The sequence below is a fragment of the Pseudomonas sp. 50_B genome (assembly GCF_017491625.1).
GTDB lineage: Bacteria > Pseudomonadota > Gammaproteobacteria > Pseudomonadales > Pseudomonadaceae > Aquipseudomonas > Aquipseudomonas danubii.
In genome coordinates this window covers 1-14,696 of record NZ_JAFGYX010000035.1, presented here as the reverse complement: position 1 = coordinate 14,696, position 14,696 = coordinate 1, and the positions used below count along the sequence as shown (strand labels likewise).

14 protein-coding genes are annotated in these 14,696 nt (G+C 63.9%); 7 read left to right on the top strand and 7 right to left on the bottom strand.

Features of this window, described 5'->3' with window-relative positions; translation table 11 throughout:
• Positions 1 to 114: 114 nt before the first annotated feature.
• From ddpX to J5M73_RS29390, 5 genes are all read right to left on the bottom strand, one after another.
• Complete coding sequence (ddpX, locus tag J5M73_RS29410; RefSeq protein WP_102864624.1) at positions 115 to 672, bottom strand: D-alanyl-D-alanine dipeptidase; 558 nt, start codon at positions 670 to 672, stop codon at positions 115 to 117.
• Between the two features lie 32 nt (positions 673 to 704).
• Positions 705 to 1,565, bottom strand: a complete 861-nt coding sequence (locus J5M73_RS29405) for a MurR/RpiR family transcriptional regulator (protein ID WP_102864625.1) — start codon at positions 1,563 to 1,565, stop codon at positions 705 to 707.
• Between the two features lie 141 nt (positions 1,566 to 1,706).
• Positions 1,707 to 2,213 (bottom strand): nucleoside 2-deoxyribosyltransferase, encoded by a 507-nt coding sequence (locus tag J5M73_RS29400; RefSeq protein WP_102864626.1) that lies wholly within the window; start codon positions 2,211 to 2,213, stop codon positions 1,707 to 1,709.
• A gap of 34 nt (positions 2,214 to 2,247) precedes the next feature.
• Positions 2,248 to 2,604 (bottom strand): 6-carboxytetrahydropterin synthase QueD, encoded by a 357-nt coding sequence (gene queD / locus J5M73_RS29395; protein ID WP_011062303.1) that lies wholly within the window; start codon positions 2,602 to 2,604, stop codon positions 2,248 to 2,250.
• Positions 2,605 to 2,732: 128 nt separating this feature from the next.
• The gene (locus J5M73_RS29390) at positions 2,733 to 3,812 is read right to left on the bottom strand and encodes a hypothetical protein (RefSeq protein WP_102864627.1); all 1,080 of its coding nucleotides are present in this window, start codon (positions 3,810 to 3,812) and stop codon (positions 2,733 to 2,735) included.
• Positions 3,813 to 3,973: 161 nt separating this feature from the next.
• On the opposite strand from J5M73_RS29390, the gene J5M73_RS29385 reads away from it, so the two are divergent.
• Genes J5M73_RS29385 through J5M73_RS29370 form a run of 4 tightly spaced genes read left to right on the top strand, consistent with a single transcriptional unit; the run spans position 3,974 to position 6,586 of the window.
• Positions 3,974 to 4,294, top strand: a complete 321-nt coding sequence (locus J5M73_RS29385) for a PepSY domain-containing protein (protein ID WP_102864628.1) — start codon at positions 3,974 to 3,976, stop codon at positions 4,292 to 4,294.
• A complete protein-coding gene (locus J5M73_RS29380) occupies positions 4,294 to 4,608 on the top strand; it encodes a PepSY domain-containing protein (protein ID WP_102864629.1) in 315 nt (104 codons plus the stop codon). Before J5M73_RS29385 ends, J5M73_RS29380 begins: the two co-directional genes overlap by 1 nt.
• A complete protein-coding gene (locus J5M73_RS29375; RefSeq protein ID WP_102864630.1) occupies positions 4,608 to 5,276 on the top strand; it encodes a response regulator transcription factor in 669 nt (222 codons plus the stop codon). Before J5M73_RS29380 ends, J5M73_RS29375 begins: the two co-directional genes overlap by 1 nt.
• The gene (locus J5M73_RS29370; protein WP_102864631.1) at positions 5,273 to 6,586 is read left to right on the top strand and encodes a sensor histidine kinase; all 1,314 of its coding nucleotides are present in this window, start codon (positions 5,273 to 5,275) and stop codon (positions 6,584 to 6,586) included. Before J5M73_RS29375 ends, J5M73_RS29370 begins: the two co-directional genes overlap by 4 nt.
• A gap of 167 nt (positions 6,587 to 6,753) precedes the next feature.
• Here the strand turns inward: J5M73_RS29370 and J5M73_RS29365 are convergent, their stop codons facing one another.
• Positions 6,754 to 8,901: a methyl-accepting chemotaxis protein gene (locus tag J5M73_RS29365; RefSeq protein WP_102864632.1), complete on the bottom strand. Its 2,148-nt coding sequence runs from the start codon at positions 8,899 to 8,901 to the stop codon at positions 6,754 to 6,756.
• A 344-nt stretch (positions 8,902 to 9,245) separates the two neighbouring features.
• Between J5M73_RS29365 and J5M73_RS29360 the strand changes: the two genes are divergently transcribed.
• Positions 9,246 to 10,562, top strand: a complete 1,317-nt coding sequence (locus tag J5M73_RS29360) for a Na+/H+ antiporter NhaC family protein (protein WP_180988622.1) — start codon at positions 9,246 to 9,248, stop codon at positions 10,560 to 10,562.
• A gap of 175 nt (positions 10,563 to 10,737) precedes the next feature.
• On the top strand, positions 10,738 to 12,417 hold the full coding sequence (locus J5M73_RS29355) for a methyl-accepting chemotaxis protein (protein WP_102864634.1): 1,680 nt from the start codon (positions 10,738 to 10,740) through the stop codon (positions 12,415 to 12,417).
• 48 nt (positions 12,418 to 12,465) lie between these two features.
• On the opposite strand, the gene yegQ is transcribed toward J5M73_RS29355, so the two are convergent.
• Positions 12,466 to 13,791, bottom strand: coding sequence for a tRNA 5-hydroxyuridine modification protein YegQ (gene yegQ / locus J5M73_RS29350; RefSeq protein WP_102864635.1), 1,326 nt, complete (start codon positions 13,789 to 13,791; stop codon positions 12,466 to 12,468).
• Between the two features lie 157 nt (positions 13,792 to 13,948).
• On the opposite strand from yegQ, the gene J5M73_RS29345 reads away from it, so the two are divergent.
• A partial coding sequence (locus tag J5M73_RS29345; protein WP_207816794.1) for an AI-2E family transporter occupies positions 13,949 to 14,696 on the top strand: 748 nt, incomplete at its 3' end.

Sequence of the window (14,696 nt, the reverse complement as noted above, 5' to 3'; positions counted from 1 at the left end):
GTCAGGTTTTTTATAAAAGCTATAACCGGGCAGTTGTTGCTGAAGCGGTGTTGCAGTACGACCGGCTTGGGGCAGTTAGCTGCCTGTTGTTGTGGCCGGTTGGGGAACGGGAGATCAGTGTTCGAAGGGCTGGTCGTGCTCCTGGATCAGGGGGAAGTCCTCGGCGTTGGGCAGCTCGTAGTGCCACCACTCGGTGGGGATCGCCTCGAAGCCGGCGCTGAGCATGATCCCCAGCAGCAGCAGGCGATTGCGCTGCACCTGGGGCGGCAGGTCGCTGTAGAACTGGTGCGACTTGGGCTCCATGGCATCGAAGGCGGTGCCCATGTCCAGGGGCTCGCCAGATTCATCCACCAGGGTCAGGTCCACGGCCACGCCGCGGGTGTGGTGCGAGCCCAGGCGCGGGTCGCGCACGTAGTCCGGGTTGGGCAGGGCCTGCCACAGCAGCTGCTGGGCGTAGGCCGGGCGATAGGCGTCGTAGATGCGCAGGCCCAGGCCGGCCATGCGCGCCAGCTGGCTGGCCTTGTACAGGCAGGCCGCGGCGTCCTTGTGCAGCAGGCAGCGGGCGTTGCGGTAGATCACCTGGCCGGCCAGGTTGTCGGCGCTGGCGTAGACCAGGTCGATTTCCAGTTGGTGGCGCTGGGCGTCGATTTCGACAAGGGGGCTGTTGTTCACTCACTCACTCCATCTTGGGGCACGCTTGAAGGTCAGGATTCGAACTGGCCGAAGGCTTCCTGCAACGCTCGGTTCTTCGCCAGGCGCTCATCCAGGCGCTCGCCATAGCCCTCGGCCACCGCGGACACCATCAGGTTGAACAGGCAGGTCAGCGGGGCCAGGGAATCCCAGAACTGGCCGACATCGGTTTTCAGTTGCAGCAGGTCCAGCGGGTAGTCCCGAGCCCAGGGGCATTGCAGGTCGGTGACCAGGGCCAGGGGCAGGGCGTTGGCGTTGGCCACTTCGCAGAAGGTCTGGGTGACGGCGGAGTAGGCGCGAAAGTCGGAAATGATCGCGTAGGGCTTGGCGAAGCCCGAGTTCAGGGTTTCCGCGTAGATGCCCGACAGGCCATCGACGTAGTAGACCTTGGGCCGGATGTATTCCAGGTGGCTGTGGAAGGCGTTGAGGATGCCCCGGGTCGACTGGATGCCGATGATGAACACCGCGTCGGCCTCGACGATCTGCCGCACGATGTCGGCGAACACCTGGCTGCGGGCCAGGCCGTAGACGTGCTGGATGGCCTCGATCTCGCGATGCATCGAGCGCTCCAGGGCGTCGTCCTGATGGGCTTCGCTGCGAAACGCGCCGAGCCGGTCGGTGATCAGCCAGGAGGCCGGGGCATCGCCGCGCAGGCCTTGCTTGACGTCATCGAGGTTGCGGTAGCCCAACGAGCGCAGGAAGCGCCCCACGGAAATCCCCGTGGTGCCGGCTTGCTGGGCGATGCTGTCGGCGGTTTCGAAAGGCAACTGCTGGAGGTTGGCCAACAGGTAGGTGGCGATGCGCTTGCCGGTGGGCGTCAGGCTTGCAAACTGCTGTTCCAGGGTGATTTGGAAACTGTTCTTGTCCATGACCATCTCGCAAGGCGTTCGCGGGAAATGTTATTGAAGTTTCATTTTTGTAATTCGTGTTAGAAACATAACATCGGCCTTCGCGACAAAACAAGGCTTTTGTCCGACGGGGTCGTTTTCGGCAGAAAGTGACGCTGCTGGTTATCTTCAGTGGGCCGCAGGGGCTGCGTTCAACCAGTGCCCGAGGTCACGGATGGCTGTTTCCACACAGGTGCTACGACCGCTCCAGGTGCAGGCCAGCATCAGGTTGCGCGGCAGGTTGAAATCTTCCACCGCAAAGCCCTGGGCATCGCGGCCCTGGGCGTCGTGGGGTACTTGCTGGCGCAGGGTCGCGGGGCCGCTGAAGTAGGCCCACACCGGCTTGCCCAGGGCGATGGCCGCGCCCACTTCGAAGGCGGTGCCGGAATCCGGCTCCAGGCCGCGAAAGTCGTTGAGGTTGGCCAGCAGGGCGTCGCAGGCGCGGATCATGGCCAGGTTCTGCTGGCAGATCCACTGCGCGGTGGCTTCTGGCGAGAGGTTCTGCGGGGCCTGGTTATCCAGGGGGAACAGACCGTGCAGGCCCTGGGCGCTGCACAGTTGCTTGAGGTATTGGCCATGGGCCACGGCATCGCTGCGAAACACATCGAAACCGGCGAGGTAGATTCGTGGGCTCATGGGCAGCTTCCTTGCGACCTGTAGATGGCTCGGCTTACTCGCCGCGGTAGATGCAGCCGCTGGTGCAGGTTTCGTGGATGCGAATCGCCGAAAGCTCCGGCAGCAGCGGCTTGAGTTCGTTCCAGATCCACTTGGCCAGGACTTCGCTGGTGGGGTTTTCCAGGCCGGGGATGTCGTTCAGGTAGTTGTGGTCCAGGCGCTCGTAGAGCGGCTTGAAGATGGCCTTGATTTCCGAGAAGTCGCGAATCCAGCCGGTGTGCGCGTCGACCTCGCCGCTGAGGTGGATTGCCACCTTGAACGAGTGGCCATGCAGGCGGCCGCACTTGTGGCCCTCGGGCACGAAAGGCAGGCGATGGGCGGATTCGAAGGTAAATTCTTTGAAGATTTCCACAGTGTCGGTCAGCTCTGTCAGGTGGCGTCGCCCGCGGGCGAGTTGAGGCAGGCGGCGAGTTTATCAGCTTGGCTCCCGGGCTGCGGAAAAACCCTGACTAAAGGGTCAGTGCGCGGCCTGGGGCAGCCTCACAGGCTTTGCAGGCGTTCGCCCAGGCGGTTCTGCGCCGCCAGTTCGAGGAACTCGTCGCCCAGGCGCCGGCTTTCGTCCATGGCGCTGCGCCAGTATTTCTGCCGGCCGGCGTCATCGCCCATGAAGCGCTTGAAGTCGTTGCGGTCCGGCAGCTTGCCGTAGGGCAGGCGCGCCAGGTATTCCTTCGACGGCGCCAGCAGCAGGACGTCGCGCAGGCGCTGCGGGCTGGCCCGGCGCCAGGGCAGGGTCTTGTCGAACCAGCCGGGAATCACCCGGTCAGTGAAGTGCGGGTAGAGCACGATGTCGCTGCCGCTGTAGGGCAGGTCCAGGTGGTAGTCCAGCAGGCCGCCGTCGCGGAAGGTGCCGGCCCCGGCGCCGGGCAGTTCGCGCACGCCCTGCATGACCATGGGGATCGAGCCCGAGGCCAGCAGCGCCTGGCGCAGGTTGCTGCGATCCAGGGGCACGAAGCGCGAAGGGAAGTCTTCCAGGGCGTGCAGCGGCGGTGCCAGGCGCGGGTCATGCAGCACCAGGCGTTCGAAGTGCCGGGACAGGCGCGCGCGGCCGCGCAGGTTGTCGGCGATCACCGAAGACAGGCCCAGGCCGAGGCGCCCGCGGTGATCGTCTGCCAGCAGGCCGTGGCTTTTGACCACCATGATGTTCAGTCGGTAGTGAGGGTTGTCGAGGATCGACGCATCGCGGCCATCGAGCAGGTCGTCGAGCATGCGCTGCGAACTGTGGCTGATCTGCGCCATGGTCACGCCCTTGGCGAAACTCTGGGCGTTGTACAGCTGGCCCAGGCGTCGGATGCCTTCGGCAGCGTCCGGCAGGCAGGCGCTGGCGAAGCGCCAGGAACCCACCGAGGCACCGATCAGCGAGCGTTCGCGGGGCACGGCGGGCAGCCATTCGCCGAACAGCGCCAGGTCCAGGCCCTGAATGCCCAAGGCCTTGGGCCCGCCGGCAGCGCCCGGCAAGGTGCCGACTTCACCGGCGTGCAGGCCTTGGCGGCGGATGCGGGCCAGGGCGCGAGGGCCGGCCTTGAGGGTCAGGGCGGGAAACTTGATATGGATGGCGGTCATACCGGGCTCACTCTTGAATCAGCCGCCGAGTATAGAGAACCCCGGCGCCGGGGGCCGAGTGAAAGTTCTGTCAGGCCCATGATGGCGATTCAGTTTCAATTAAGTTGCCTTGGGTATCGTCGGCGCCATCGGCCTTTGGCCACTGACCTTGGAGACCTGCCATGAAAACCCTGACCGCGCTGTTCAGCGCCAGCCTGATTGCTCTGACCACCAGCCTGGCCGCCAGCCTGGCCCATGCCCGCGACTTGGGCCCGGACGAAGCCCTGCGGCTGCGCGACGCTGGTACCATTGTGTCCTTTGAAAAACTCAATGCCACGGCCCTGTCCCGGCATCCTGGGGCGAGCATCAGTGAAACCGAGCTGGAAGAGGAGTACGGCAAGTACATCTACCAGGTTGAACTGCGCGACCCGCAAGGGCTGGAGTGGGATCTGGAGCTGGACGCCGTGACCGGCCAGGTACTCAAGGATCATCAGGACACTTAATGAACTCGACAATGCGCGCCGGCAGCCGGGTGGCCCTGGCGCTGTTGCTATTCTGCTCCCTGGCCGTGGCCCGCGACCTGGACCAGGACGAGGCCCTGCGCCTGCGCCAGCGGGGGGTGATCCTGCCCCTGGAGCAACTCCTGCAGCAAGCCATGGACCGCTATCCTGGCGCCAAGTTGCTGGAGGCCGAACTGGAAGAAAAACATGATGTGTACATTTATGAGGTTGAGCTGTTGACCCTGGACGGCGTGGTCCGTGAGCTGGACCTGGATGCCGCCACTGGGCGCCTGTTGAAAGATGAGGAAGACGACTGATGCGCCTGCTTGTGGTGGAAGATCACGTATCCCTGGCCGATGAACTGCTGGAGGGCTTGAAACTCCAGGGCTACGCGGTGGACTGGCTGGCCGACGGCCGCGATGCCCTGTACCAGGGTGCCAGTGAGCCCTATGACCTGATCATTCTCGACCTTGGCCTGCCCGGGGTCCCGGGGCTTGAGGTGCTGCGTCAATGGCGCGCCGGTGGTCTGGCGACCCCGGTGCTGATTCTCACCGCCCGCGGCTCCTGGGCCGAGCGCATTGAGGGCCTGAAGGCTGGCGCCGACGATTACCTGAGCAAGCCTTTTCACCCCGAGGAGTTGCACTTGCGGGTGCAGGCGCTGTTGCGTCGCTCCCACGGCCAGGCCAATCAGCAGACCTTGCAGGCCGCCGGGCTGCACCTGGATGAAGGCCGCCAATGCGTGGTCCGTGATGGCCAGGACGTGTTGCTGACCGCCGCGGAATTTCGTCTGTTGCGCTACTTCATGCTGCACCCGCAGCAGATCCTGTCCAAAAGCCATCTGGCCGAGCACCTGTACGACGGTGAAACCGAACGCGATTCCAATGTCCTTGAAGTCCACGTCAATCACCTGCGGCGCAAGTTGGGGCGCAGCGTGATCGAAACCCGCCGCGGCCAGGGCTACCTGTTCGGCGGGAGTGATTCGTGAGGTCGATCCAGCGGCGCCTGAGTCTGGGCCTGATCACGGTGATGCTGGTGGTCGGTCTGGTATTGGCGCAGACCAGCCTCTGGCTGTTTGAGGTGGGCCTGCAGCGTTACCTGGAGGCGGGACTTCAGGAAGACAGCGAAAGCCTGCTGCTGGCGCTGGTCCGGGGCCCGCAAGGTTTGCAACTGGACGAGCGTCGCCTGTCGCCTGCCTATCAACGGCCCTTTTCCGGGCATTACTTCCGTATCGATTTCGCTGATGTGCATTGGCGTTCCCGTTCCCTGTGGGATCAGGAGCTGCCGCAGCTGGAGCGCGCCGGCCTGCAAAGCGACCTGCAACTGGGGCCGGAAGGTCAGCAGCTACTGGTGCTGCGCAGCGACTACAAGCGCCTCGGGCAATCGATTTCCATCAGCGTGGCCCAGGATTACACCCCGGTGCGCGAGAGCTTCCAGCGCATGCGTCAGGTCGGTCTTGGCCTGGGGCTGGCCGGGTTGCTGCTGATTCTGCTGCTGCAGCGGATTACCGTGCGCCGGGCCTTGCGTCCCCTGGAGACCGCACGGGAGCAGATCGCCCAGTTGCAGCAGGGCCAGCGCTCGCAGTTGGACGCCCAGGTGCCGGTTGAACTGGAGCCGCTGGTGGCGCAGATCAACCATTTGCTGGCCCACACCGAAGACAGCCTGAACCGCTCGCGCAACGCCCTGGGCAACCTTGGCCACGCCTTGAAAACCCCTCTGGCGGTACTCCTGAGTCTGGCTTCGGGGCCCAAGCTCGAGGGTCACCCCGAGGTGCGCAGGGTGCTGCTGGAGCAATTGCAGCAAGTACAGCAACGCCTCAATCGCGAACTCAACCGCGCGCGGCTGGCGGGGGATGCACTGCCCGGGGTGCTGTTCGAATGCGATGCCGAACTGCCGGGCTTGCTGGCGACCTTGAACATGATCCATGGCGAGCACCTGGACTTGAGTTACCAGGCGCCACCGGGGCTGCGCTTGCCCTGGGACCGGGAAGACCTGCTGGAGCTGTTGGGCAATCTGCTGGACAACGCCTGCAAATGGGCCGATGCCCAGGTGCGCCTGAGCGTCGAGGAGCGGCCGCAGGGCTTTTGCCTGCGGGTGGAGGACGACGGCCCGGGCATTCCCGAAGCGCGGCGTAACGAGGTGTTCAGCCGCGGCGCACGGCTGGATGAACAAACCGATGGCCACGGACTGGGCCTGGGCATCGTGCGCGACATAGTCGACGCCTGCGGCGGCCGCCTGAACCTGGGGGATAGCGAGTGGGGCGGCTTGCGGGTGGAGGTCGAGCTGCCCAAGCGCTGAACTTGCCTGGCGCTCGACCGCCGAACCCTGGCGGCCTCTGGATCTTGGCGGCCCTGCGTGCCGTTCGCAGCCTGCGGCAGCGGCTACAGCATCCGGTTTGGTGCCGGTGTAGCCGCTGCCGAGCCATGGCGAGGCTGCGACAAGGCCCGAAGGGCCTTTGGACAGGGTCAGACGCGGAACTGGTCCATCAGGCTCTGTTGCTGGTTGGCCAGGCTGTTGAGCGACTGGCTGACCCGCGCCGACTCATTGGCCTGTTCCGACAGCGACTCGGTGACATCGCGAATGGTCGCCACGTTGCTGTTGATCTCTTCGGCCACTGCGCTCTGTTGTTCGGCGGCGCTGGCGATCTGCAGGTTCATGTCGCTGATCACCGTCACCGCATCGCCGATCTGGCGCAGGGCGGTGACCGCCTGACCGACTTGTTCGACGCTGCCCTGGGCCTGGCGATGGCTGTTGTTCATGGACCCCACTACATCCCGGGTGCCGGTTTGCAGTTGCTCGATCACTTGGCGGGTTTCTTCCACCGATTCCTGGGTGCGCTGGGCCAGGTTGCGCACCTCGTCGGCGACCACCGCAAAACCGCGCCCGGCCTCTCCGGCGCGGGCCGCTTCGATGGCAGCGTTCAGTGCCAGCAGGTTGGTCTGCTCGGCAATCGAACGAATCACTTCCAGTACCGTGCCGATCTGTTCGCTGTTGGCGGCCAGGCCTTCGACCTGGGTCATGGCGGCGCTCATGTCGGCGGCCAGTTGATCGATGCTGCGGGTGGTGCGGTCGATCACGGTCAGGCCCTGTTGCGTGGCCTGGTCGGCATCCCGCGCCGCCTGGGCCGCCTGGGCCGCGCTGCGGGCCACGTCCTGGGCGGTGGCGCTCATCTCGTGGGAGGCGGTGGCCACCTGATCCACCTGGCGATACTGCTGTTCCATGCCGGCGCTGGTCTGGGTGGCGATGGCCGATGACTGGTCGGCGGTGCCGCGGGCGTCCTGCACCGAGCGTTTCACTTCGGCAATGATCGGCTGCAGCTTGTCGAGGAAACGGTTGAACCAGCCGGCCAGTTGCCCCAGCTCGTCCTTGTTGTTGTAAGCCAGGCGCCGGGTCAGGTCGCCTTCACCGCTGGCAATGTCTTCGAGCATGTGCGCCACGCCGAGAATCGGCCGGGTCACGCTGCGCGCCATCAGCCACACCAGCAGCAGGCCCACCACGGCAGCCAGCAGGCCCAGGCCCAGCTCCATCAGGGTGCCGCTGTTGTTGCTGGCGTCCAGTTCGCTTTTCAAGGCTTCGGCCGGACCCACCAGGACCTTTTCCGGCACATCCAGCAGCACGCCCCAGGGCTTGCCGCCAGGGATCGGGGTGAAGGGGGCCAGGACCTTGAGTTTCTGCTGGCTGTGCAGGCTGTGGGTCTGGGTGCTATCGGCCAGTTGGCGGATCAGTTCGGCGCCGTTGACGCTGTCGACACTGTCCAGGCGCTGGCTGAGCTTGCTGGCATCCGCGCTATAGCCGGCCAGCAGGCCTGCGGGGCTGATGATACTGACGCTGGTCTGGCCGGCGTAGAGCTTCTGGCTGGCATCGCGGCTGATGGCCTGCAGGCTGTTGAGGTTGATGTCCACCGACAGCGAGGCGATGACTTTGCCGTTGACCAGCAGCGGGAAGACGATGCTGGTCATCAGCACCTTCTGGCCGTCGATGTCATAGAAGTAGGGCTCGATCACGCAGGGCTTGAGGGTGCTGCGCGGGCAGGTGAACCAGGCATTGGCCGGTTGGCCGCTGGGTCCGCTGCGGGTGTCGCTCATGTCGCTTTCCGGCAACGCCATGGAGGTCAGCTGGCCCGGGGTGGGTTGGGACCAGTACAGGGCGAAGCGGCCTTTTTCGTTGCTGCCCAATTCGCTCTGGCCGCTGAACAACTCGTCCTTGCCATCCAGGGCGTTGGCTTCGAACACCAGGGACAGGCCCAGCAGCTCGGGGTTGGCCTGCAGCGCCGACTTGACCTGGCGGGTCAGGTCTTCACGCAGGTCGAAGGCGTCGAGGAAGCGTTTCTCGGCCTGTTCCCGCAGGAACAGCACCTGGCGGGAAAAGCCGTGGCCGTATTGATAGGCGTCCATGAACTGTTGGCGAATGCCCAGTGCCTGGACTTCACCCTGGGCTTCGATCCGCGCCTGGGCTGCTTCGTTGAGCATCTCCATGCTCGACGCTTTCACCAGCTCGGAGCTGTGCTCCATGCGATACAGCGAAAGCCCCACCAACAGCGACACGATGCCCAACAGGCAGAGTCCGGCCAGCAGGGTGATCTTCCATTGGATGGAAAGTTGTCTGAGCGACATGGAGGCGTCCTTTATTCGATAAATATCTGAGACTTTGCACTGTAACGGCCGACGAACGGCGTTCTTTAAACGCTTGTTCGAAATAAGCCGTGAGGCTCCGGGGCTGCGGTGCAGCCCGTCGGGAACGCGCGCCCTCGCCACGGCTACGGGGGGCTTGGGTGCTTCGCGCGCAAGCTTGCTCCTGCGGGCGGCGGGGTGCGGGTTTTGACAAGCTGGTTGCGCTGCTGCAAAGTGCGCGCCCTCTAATAAGAACCTCTTTCATCTCGATGTCGGCAGCCCGCTGCCTTCCGGTCGGTCACAGGCTTTTGCGCCTTTTTTAGCGGCGCAGTAATGAGGTAACGATGATTAACGCAGTAATTGCCGCGGTTGGCGTGATGCTGGTGCTCAGCCTGTCCCGCGTGCATGTAGTGATCGCCCTGATCATTGGTGCCCTGGTGGGCGGCTTGACGGGTGGCCTGGGGATCGAGGCTACCCTCAAGGCGTTCAACAGTGGTTTGGGTGGCGGTGCCACCGTGGCCCTGTCCTACGCCTTGCTCGGCGCCTTCGCCGTGGCCATCGCCAAGTCCGGCCTGGCCCATGCCCTGGCGGACAAGATCCTGATATTGGTGGATCGCCAGGACGCCCACGGCGGCGGCCAGGTCAAATGGCTGCTGATCGGCCTGTTGTGGGTGGTGGCGATTGCTTCGCAGAACATTCTGCCGATCCACATTGCCTTCATCCCACTGCTGGTGCCGCCGCTGCTCTATGTACTGACCAAGTTGCAACTGGACCGGCGGTTGATCGCCTGCGTCATCACCTTCGGCCTGATCACCCCCTACATGTTCTTGCCGGTGGGCTTCGGCAACATCTTCCTCAATGAGATCCTCCTGGCCAACGTGGCCCGCAGCGGGGTGGATATCAGCCATATCAATGTCACTCACGCCATGGGCATTCCCGCCCTGGGCATGCTCTGCGGCCTGCTGCTTGCGTTCTTCAGCTACCGCAAGAAGCGCGTGTACAACCTGGATCGGATCGAGAAAGTCGAACAGGTGGCGGTGCAGTACAACCCGCGGACCCTGCTGGTGGCGGGGGCGGCGATCGTCGCTGCGTTCGTGATCCAGTTGCTGCTGGACTCGATGATTATCGGGGCTTTGTGCGGCTTCCTGATGTTCTCGGTGTCGGGCATCGTGCGCTGGCGCGAGACTGACGACCTGTTCACCGAAGGCATGAAGATGATGGCCATGATCGGCTTCATCATGATCGCCGCCTCCGGGTTCGCCGAAGTGATGAAGGCCACCGGCGAGGTCAATTCCCTGGTGCAAGCCTCGGCGGCGTGGATCGGCCACAGCAAGGGCGTGGGGGCCTTGCTGATGTTGCTGGTGGGGCTGTTGGTGACCATGGGCATCGGTTCGTCGTTTTCCACGGTGCCGATCCTGGCCGCGATCTTCGTGCCCTTGTGCGTGCAGCTGGGTTTCAGCCCGTTGGCGATCGTTTGCATCGTGGGCACCGCCGGGGCGCTGGGTGACGCGGGCTCGCCGGCCTCGGATTCGACCCTGGGCCCGACCTCGGGGCTGAACATCGACGGTCAGCACCATCACATCTGGGACACCGTGGTCCCGACCTTCCTGCATTACAACCTGCCGCTGCTGGCCTTTGGCTGGGTCGCGGCCATGGTCCTCTGATTCCATCCCTCTCTATGCCGGAGCCGGCTTGCCGGTGAAGACGTCCTTCAAGGCGCTGCAGGGTCTGCCGGCCCTCTAACCGGCAGGCCCGCTCCTGTGAGGTCGGGCTCAACTTTTGTTTTGGTGTGCCGTTAACGGCTTATCACACCAATAAAAAACCAAGAGTGAGCCCACTATGCGCTTGAGCCTGAAGGCCAAAGTCCTGTCCCTGGCGGTACTCCCGGTACTGCTGTTCGCGCTGGTGATCAGCCTGAGCACGGTGTTCATGTTGCGCCAGCAGGCCCAGAAAGAGGTTGAGGAAACCCGTAGTCGTTTGCTGGGCGAGGCCAAGACCACGCTGCAGAGCTATGTCGAAGTCGCCCTGAACACGATCAAGCCCCTGTATGACGCGGCGGCGCCCGGGGATCAGGCGGCCCGGGCCGAGGTGGTCAAGCTGCTGTCCAACATCACTTACGGCAAGGACGGCTACTTCTTCGGCTACGACTCCGAAACCGTGCGCCTGTTCAAGGGCAACAGCCCGGACGGCGTGGGCAAGAGCTTCAAGGACAATCGCGACCCCAACGGCGTTTATGTCAACCGCGAGCTGGTGCGCGTGGGCAAGGACGGCAGCCATTACGTGCAATACAGCTCGACCCAGCCGGGCAGCGACGTGCTGGTGCCCAAGCTGGGTTACACCGAGTACCTGCCCAAGTGGGACATGGTGCTGGGCACCTCGGTCAATCTCGACGGCATCGACGCCCAGGTGGCGGCGGTCCAGGACAGCGTCAACCAACGCATGGAAGGCATGGTCCTGAGCATCCTCGGGATCGCCGCGGTGGTGCTGCTGGTGATTGCGGCCCTGGGCCTGCTGGTGGCCAACACCATGCTGCGGCCGCTGAACCTGATGAAGGCCAACCTGGATGACATCGCCGCCGGCGAAGGCGACCTGACCCGGCGTCTGGCGATCACCAGCCAGGACGAACTGGGAGAACTGGCCGGTTCGTTCAACCGTTTTGTCGACAAGATCCACGGTCTGGTGCGCCAGATCACCGAGATGACCGGGCAGCTCACCGAGCTGGTGACCCAGGTTTCGGATCAGGCCCAGCGTTCGGAACAGGCCATGGAGCGTCAGCGTCACGAGACCGATCAGGTGGCCACGGCGATCAATGAAATGTCTTCGGCTGCCCAGGAAGTGGCGCGCAGTGCCCAGGGGGCGGCGGTGGCGGCGCAACAGACCGATGAGGAAGGCCAGGCGGCCAAGCGCGTGGTGGATGGCAGCATTCAGCAGATCCATGCCCTGGTCAGCGATATTCGCAACAGCGGCACTTCCCTGGACAGCTTGCAGCAGGACGTGACGTCGATCGTCAGCGTGTTGGATGTGATCCGCTCCATCGCCGAGCAGACCAACCTGCTGGCACTGAACGCGGCCATTGAGGCGGCCCGGGCCGGGGAGGCCGGGCGCGGTTTCGCGGTGGTCGCCGATGAAGTGCGGGCCCTGGCCAGCCGTACCCAGCAAAGCACCCAGGAAATCCAGGGCATGATCGATCGCCTGCAGCAGGGCACCCGGGTGGCGGTGGACGCCATGCGCCGCTCCAGCGACGCCGGCGATGGCACCTCGGTGAAAGCCAACGAGGCCGGTGCCTCGCTGGACACCATGGCTCAGCTGATTGGCACCATCAATTCGATGAACGCGCAGATTGCCAGTGCCGCCGAAGAGCAGACCGCAGTGGCCGAGGAGATCAACCGCAGCGTGCATCAGATTGCCGTGGCGGTGGACAGCGTGGCCGATGAAACCCAGCGCGGGGCCCAGACGTCACGCAGCCTGGCGGACCTGGGGCAGCGCCTGGGTCGGTTGGTGGGGCAGTTCCGGATCTGATGTTGTGCTCAGCCAGCCGCCCGGGGCGGCTGGCAAGAGCGCTGCGCTTCAGGCGCTGATGTCGCGCATCAACAGACCAAAGCGCAGGTCCACCTGATCGGGGATCGGCAGGTACACGGTGTGGCCATCCCCCGGGGCGACTTCGATGGCTTGGCCCTTGGCGTTCTGCAGTTCGTGCAGATCGAAATGGAAGTTGCCCTTGGGGGTCATCAGTTCCATGTGATCGCCCAGGGCGAAACGGTTCTTCACCTTCACTTCTGCCAGACGGTCACGGCGTTCGCCGGTGAGTTCGCCGACGAACTGCTGGCGTTCCGACACCGAGCTGCCGTTCTGGTAGTTCTGGTACTCGTCATGTACATGGCGCCGCAGGAAGCCTTCGGTGTAGCCGCGCTGGGCCAGGGATTCCAGATCGTTCATCAGGCTGCGGTCGAACTCGCGCCCGGCCGCCGCGTCGTCGATGGCCCGGCGGTACACTTGGGTGGTGCGCGCGCAGTAGAAGTGGGATTTGGTCCGGCCCTCGATCTTCAGCGAGTGCACGCCCATGCGGGTCAGGCGCTCCACGTGCTGCACCGCCCGCAGGTCCTTGGCATTCATGATGTAGGTGCCGTGCTCGTCCTCGAAGGCCGGCATCAGCTCGTCTGGGCGATTGGCTTCCTGGAGCAGGAACACCTGGTCGGTGGGTGCCCCCAGGCCCAGGGTCGGCTCCGGCTGGAAGGTCTGGACGATGTCCCCGAGGTTGTTCTCGGTGGCTGCTTCGGCCTTGTATTTCCAGCGGCAGGCGTTGGTACAGGTACCCTGGTTGGCGTCGCGCTTGTTCATGTAGCCCGAGAGCAGGCAGCGTCCGGAATAGGCCATGCACAGGGCGCCGTGGACGAAGACTTCCAGCTCCATGGCCGGCACTTTCTGGCGGATTTCCTCGATTTCTTCCAGGGACAGTTCCCGGGACAGGATGATCCGGGTCAGCCCTTGCAGTTGCCAGAATTCGACGCTGGCCCAGTTCACCGTGTTGGCCTGCACCGAGAGGTGGATCGGCATGGCCGGGAAGTGCCGGCGCACCAGCATGATCAGCCCCGGGTCGGACATGATCAGCGCATCCGGGGCCATCTCGATGACAGGCTCCAGGTCCTTGAGAAAGGTCTTGAGCTTGGCGTTGTGCGGGGCGATGTTGACCACCACGTAGAAACGCTTGCCCTGGGCCTGGGCCTCGCGGATACCGAGGGCCAGGTTGGCGTGGTCGAATTCGTTGTTGCGCACCCGCAGGCTGTAGCGCGGTTGGCCGGCGTACACCGCATCGGCGCCGTAGGCGAAGGCGTAGCGCATGTTTTTCAGGGTGCCGGCGGGGGCCAGGAGTTCGGGCTTGGCGAGGAGCGTCATGGGGCTGTCGGTCGCAAAAGGTCGCGAGGGTAAGCCAGTGCTGGCGGGCATTCATTGATCTGGATCTATGTCTGATGCAGAAAAAACGCACTCGGCATCACGGCTGCGGACTAACCTCTGGACGCCGTGATGGGGCGTTGACTGATCTGGATCGGACATGAATCAAAACAACCTGCAAAACAAAAGCCTGCTGCTGTTACTGGTCCTGGTGACGGTGGCGTTCATCTGGATTTTGCTGCCGTTCTACGGAGCACTGTTCTGGGCGGTGATCCTGGGCATCGTCTTTGCTCCCTTGCAGCGCCGTCTGCAATTGAAGTTCGGCTGGCCGCGCAATCTCACGGCCTTGTGCACCCTGCTGATCTGCCTGGTGATCGCCATCTTGCCGGTGATCATCACCAGTGTGTTGCTGGTCCAGGAAGGGGCCGAGCTGTACAAGAAGATCGAAAGCGGTCAGTTGGACATCGCCGGCTACCTGACCCAGTTCAAGCACAGCCTGCCACCCTACTTTCAGCACCTGCTGGATCGCTTGGGCCTTGGCGAGCTCAAGGGCTTGCAGGAGAAGACGGTCAAGAGCGCGATGCAGGGCAGTCAGTACCTGGCGACCCAGGCGTTCAGCTTCGGTCAGGGCACCTTCGAGTTCGTGGTGAGCTTCTTCATCATGCTCTACCTGCTGTTCTTCTTTTTGCGTGATGGCGCCGAACTGGCGCGCAAGATCCGCACCGCCGTGCCCCTGGCCGAGTACCAGAAACGCCGGCTGCAATTGAAGTTCAATCGGGTGGTAAGGGCTACGGTCAAGGGCAATGTGCTGGTGGCGGTGACCCAGGGCGCCCTGGGTGGAATGATCTTCTGGTTCCTGGATATTCCCAGTGCCTTGTTGTGGGCGGTGCTGATGGCATTTCTGTCAT